Raw genomic sequence first — 4,299 nt, 5'->3', positions numbered from 1 at the left:
TCAAGACCCCCTTGCTTGTCTTAACCCGATGATGACTGTTGACCAGATAATAGCTGACCCTCTATTTATTCATAATTTGGCTAGTGTAGAGAAAGCTAAAATTCAAGTGGAGCAAATGTTAGAAAAGGTAGGTTTGACTCCAGTAGCAGAATATGGCAAAAGATACCCCTCAGAATTATCTGGAGGACAACAACAAAGGGTAGCTATTGCTAGAGCTTTGATTACTAATCCAAAACTGATTATTTGTGATGAACCTGTGAGTATGTTAGACGCTACTATTCAAACTCAAGTTTTGGAATTGATGTTGGAATTGAAGAAACAATTAAATTTAACTTATTTATTTATTACTCATGATCTATGGGTAGCTAGATTTATTTGTGACAGAATTGCTGTTATGAATAGTGGAAAAATTGTTGAGGAAGGGAAAACAGAAGAAATATTTAATTATCCTCAACATCCTTACACTCAGACATTGTTAAATGCAGCGCCGTTACTATCGTAAGCATTCAGCTTTCAGCTATTAGCTATCAGCTAGCTCGGTAATTTTTTGTGGAGAAGGAGTTAGTGCTAGCTACTACGAGATGAAGCTCAACGTTCAATAGGTATGGCAATGCAGAGTTTGTAAGTTTATAGACAAATATTCATCTATCTACCAACTCACTTTTCCAGGTGTTACCCTGAATGGAACTACTCCTAATCCCTCTATTCCATCAGCATAAGCATTTGGAACTGCTTTTCGTAGTATGTTGTAACTACCGTTGAGGTCAGGATTAATCAACAAGCCATTTTTCGATTTATATAATCCTCTTTTTATTCTTTGACCACTAAATTTATGTTTTACTCCCTTTTGATAATTGGGGATATTATCAAGATCAAGAAAGCTAGCTTTTGATGTATAACTTTCTTCGTTGATAATTACTTTTATGCCTACTAATTCAGCTTTATACGTCAATTGTTCTATAAATTTATGATGAGGAATTTGAACAAAATTTTGGTTATTTCTTTTCCCTATATTAATCTCTTGTTTCCATTTTTGATTATTCCCTATTACTAATGTCCCAATCTTGTTTTCTCGAAGATTATTAATTATTTTTCTACTTGCTTGATGTAAATATGTCTCTACTTTTAAATTACGTTTTCTTGTTAATTTATTGATTTTATTTGAATTGAAACATTCGACCCCTTGTTTTTGTAATTTACTCTGTAATTCTCCTCTCTTTTTATTATAATATTGATTAATTGATTTTAAAGGTTTACCATTGATTATAAATGGTTGAAATTCCTTCACATTTGAGGAAACTGTTGCTAAATTTGATAACCCTAAATCAATTGCTGCCACTCGATTATTATCTATTGGTATTCCTGATTCTACTTCATAAACTGCCTCGAATATATAATAACCATTACGAGGTACTAATCTAATTTCATTGACTTTTCCTTGAATTTTTGTTGGGATTGATATATTTGTTCCTGAAGGTTCTAAGAATCCCTTCTTTAAACCTCTTTTACTAATCGCTTGAGCTGGATAAATCGTCACACACCGACCTTTTAGCTTATCTTTATATCTTGGTAAATTTGGTTTGCCTAGATATTTATGAGGGTTTTCTGAGTAGTCTTTGAGGGAGGCAAAAAACGAACTCCAGCACCTATCTACTAATCTAATTATTTGACAACTTACTTTTCTAGGTATTGCTTTATAGTCAACAGACTCTTTAATTAAATGATAAGTTTGAGCTGAGTTTAAATACTTCTGGTTGAAGATAAATTCTTGTCTAACAATATAATTAACTGCATTAAATAAATTCTTTGATAAAAAGCATAACTTATCGATTTCTTTATAGTTACAATGGTTAGGCTTAATTATATGTTTTTCAATCAGTTTCAGCATGGCAACTCCTGAGTCCTGTTTCTGTGCTTTTATTTGTCGCCCTAGATCGTCTATACATTCTCACACTAAGAGAAATAGAATGTATCCTCAAGTATGAATGCAGTAACATAATTGTCCGTAAATGTCTAGATCTTGATTGAAATTAAATAATACCTTAATGTTAGCAGCAAAAACCATGGGTTATGATTCCTGCCCAATGATTAGTTTTGATATTCAAAAAGTAGCAGAATTAATTAATTTACCTGAAGATTATGTAATGGGTCCTATGGTAGCCATTGGCAAAAAAGTTAAAGGTCCTTGGCCAAAACCAGGACAATTACCATTGAGTGAGTTAGTGATTGAAAATAAATTCTAAAAGAAAATTAATTATCACTCTGCTAGTTTAAACTAAATTCCTCCGCCCCATACTGAAAACCTAAGTTCCGGTATGGGGCATATACTTTTAATGTAGCCCAAAAAATATACAACATGATTAACGCTAACTTTCTAGCTGATACTGACCCCCTAGTCGCCGAACTAATTCAAAAAGAATATGGACGGCAACAAGACCACCTAGAACTAATTGCCAGTGAAAACTTTACCTCAGCAGCAGTAATGGCCGCCCAAGGTTCCGTACTCACCAACAAATATGCCGAAGGTCTCCCAGGTAAACGTTACTACGGTGGCTGTGAATTTATAGATGAAATTGAGCAAATAGCTATAGACCGTGCCAAACAATTATTTGGTGCTGCCCATGCCAATGTACAACCCCATGCAGGTGCCCAAGCTAACTTTGCCGTATTCCTTACCTTGTTAAAACCAGGGGACACAATTATGGGAATGGACTTATCCCACGGCGGACATTTGACCCACGGTTCCCCAGTTAATGTTTCTGGTAAATGGTTCAATGTTCATCATTATGGTGTCAGTCAGGAAACAGAAACCATAGATTATGACCAAGTTCTCGAACTGGCAAAGCAACATAAACCTAAACTACTAATTTGTGGTTACTCCGCCTATTCTCAAATAATTGATTTTGAGAAATTTCGGGCGATCGCTGATGAAGTTGGAGCTTATTTATTAGCAGACATTGCTCATATTGCAGGTTTAGTAGCAACGGGTCATCATCCTAACCCAGTCCCCCACTGTGATGTAGTCACAACTACTACCCACAAAACCTTAAGGGGACCACGAGGCGGTTTAATCCTGACCCGCGACCCAGAATTAGGAAAAAAACTGGACAAGTCAGTATTTCCCGGAACTCAAGGGGGTCCGTTAGAACACGTTATTGCAGCTAAAGCAGTAGCATTTGGAGAAGCTCTCAAGACAGAATTTAAAGCTTATTCCGGCCAAGTGATTGAAAATGCTAGTGCCTTAGCAACTCAACTGCAAGAACGCGGATTAAAAATAGTTTCTGGTGGTACGGAAAATCACGTTATGTTGGTGGATCTAAGGTCAGTAAGTATGACAGGGAAAAAGGCAGATAAATTGATGAGTGGAGTTAATATTACTACGAATAAAAATACTGTACCTTTTGACCCACAGTCTCCTTTTGTCACCAGCGGCCTCCGACTAGGTTCTCCAGCAATGACCACAAGAGGTATGAAAGCTCCTGAATTTACTGAAATAGGCAATATTATTGCGGAACGGTTACTCAATCCAGAAGATGAAGGGGTAGCTCAAATGTGTCGAGATAGGGTAGCATCATTGTGCGATCGCTTTCCTCTCTATCCTCATCTCATGGCTAAGGTTCCCAGTCTAGTCTAAATAATTTTGGATGGACAATTGAGGATTTTTCCGAAGTTGAGGTTTTATGTATAGCACTATAGTTTTAGTGACTATACATAGGGTTTGCTTATGGAAAGTCTTTTTGCTGGGGTAGGAGACAGGAGACAGGAGACAGGAGACAGGAGAAATGGGAATGAGTCAGGAGGTAGGAGCTAAGTTTTGTCCCAAGATTGTTCTGCCCAACTATGCGCCTAAAATACTAGCTTTTTGAGCGTTTTAGACTGAAATAGGTGCACTGCAATTCGACCCCAAAAAGGCACTTGTCTTTATATGTCAATGCTTTTAGATTTAATCAGCAAGCCCTACATAAGTATCGTAAATCGGTAACTTCCAATTTGGGATTGATTTCTAGTCTTGAGCTACTAGCAAATTAAAATACTAGATTTAATCCCCAACCTGTATATTGCAATATTCATTAGTAGAGGCGTTCAATACAATGTCTCTACCATTATAGATAAAGACTAATTTATCGGCATAAAATACTATAGCGCTGTGCGCAGGCAACAGGCAACAGCTCATCTGGGGGAATAAATTGCTGATAATATAAGACTTTTAGCTATTTGGCCTTTCCTGCAATTTGTAAATATACCAGCGCTCATTGCTATATATTTACAGTAGCACTATAGTTTAAGCCCACTATATAA

The 4,299-nt window shown here is 36.5% G+C and carries 4 protein-coding genes; 3 read left to right on the top strand and 1 reads right to left on the bottom strand.

Features of this window, described 5'->3' with window-relative positions; genetic code table 11:
• The coding region (locus F6K13_RS20685; protein WP_287288220.1) for an ATP-binding cassette domain-containing protein at window positions 1–502 on the top strand (502 nt) is incomplete at its 5' end.
• A gap of 147 nt (window positions 503–649) precedes the next feature.
• Here F6K13_RS20685 and F6K13_RS20680 read toward each other — a convergent pair.
• Window positions 650–1,888, bottom strand: a complete 1,239-nt coding sequence (locus tag F6K13_RS20680; protein WP_240038769.1) for a transposase — start codon at window positions 1,886–1,888, stop codon at window positions 650–652.
• 157 nt (window positions 1,889–2,045) lie between these two features.
• Here F6K13_RS20680 and F6K13_RS20675 point away from each other — a divergent pair, with 157 nt between their 5' ends.
• Together F6K13_RS20675 and glyA are read left to right on the top strand one after the other, a co-directional pair.
• A complete protein-coding gene (locus tag F6K13_RS20675) occupies window positions 2,046–2,243 on the top strand; it encodes a nitroreductase family protein (RefSeq protein ID WP_240038770.1) in 198 nt (65 codons plus the stop codon).
• A gap of 113 nt (window positions 2,244–2,356) precedes the next feature.
• On the top strand, window positions 2,357–3,634 hold the full coding sequence (glyA, locus tag F6K13_RS20670; RefSeq protein WP_124143250.1) for a serine hydroxymethyltransferase: 1,278 nt from the start codon (window positions 2,357–2,359) through the stop codon (window positions 3,632–3,634).
• Window positions 3,635–4,299 lie beyond the last annotated feature (665 nt).

Source organism: Okeania sp. SIO2B9 (genome assembly GCF_010672505.1).
GTDB lineage: Bacteria > Cyanobacteriota > Cyanobacteriia > Cyanobacteriales > Microcoleaceae > Okeania > Okeania hirsuta.
The sequence above is the reverse complement of the archived record's forward strand: the minus strand, read 5'-3'. Positions and strand labels throughout refer to the sequence as shown.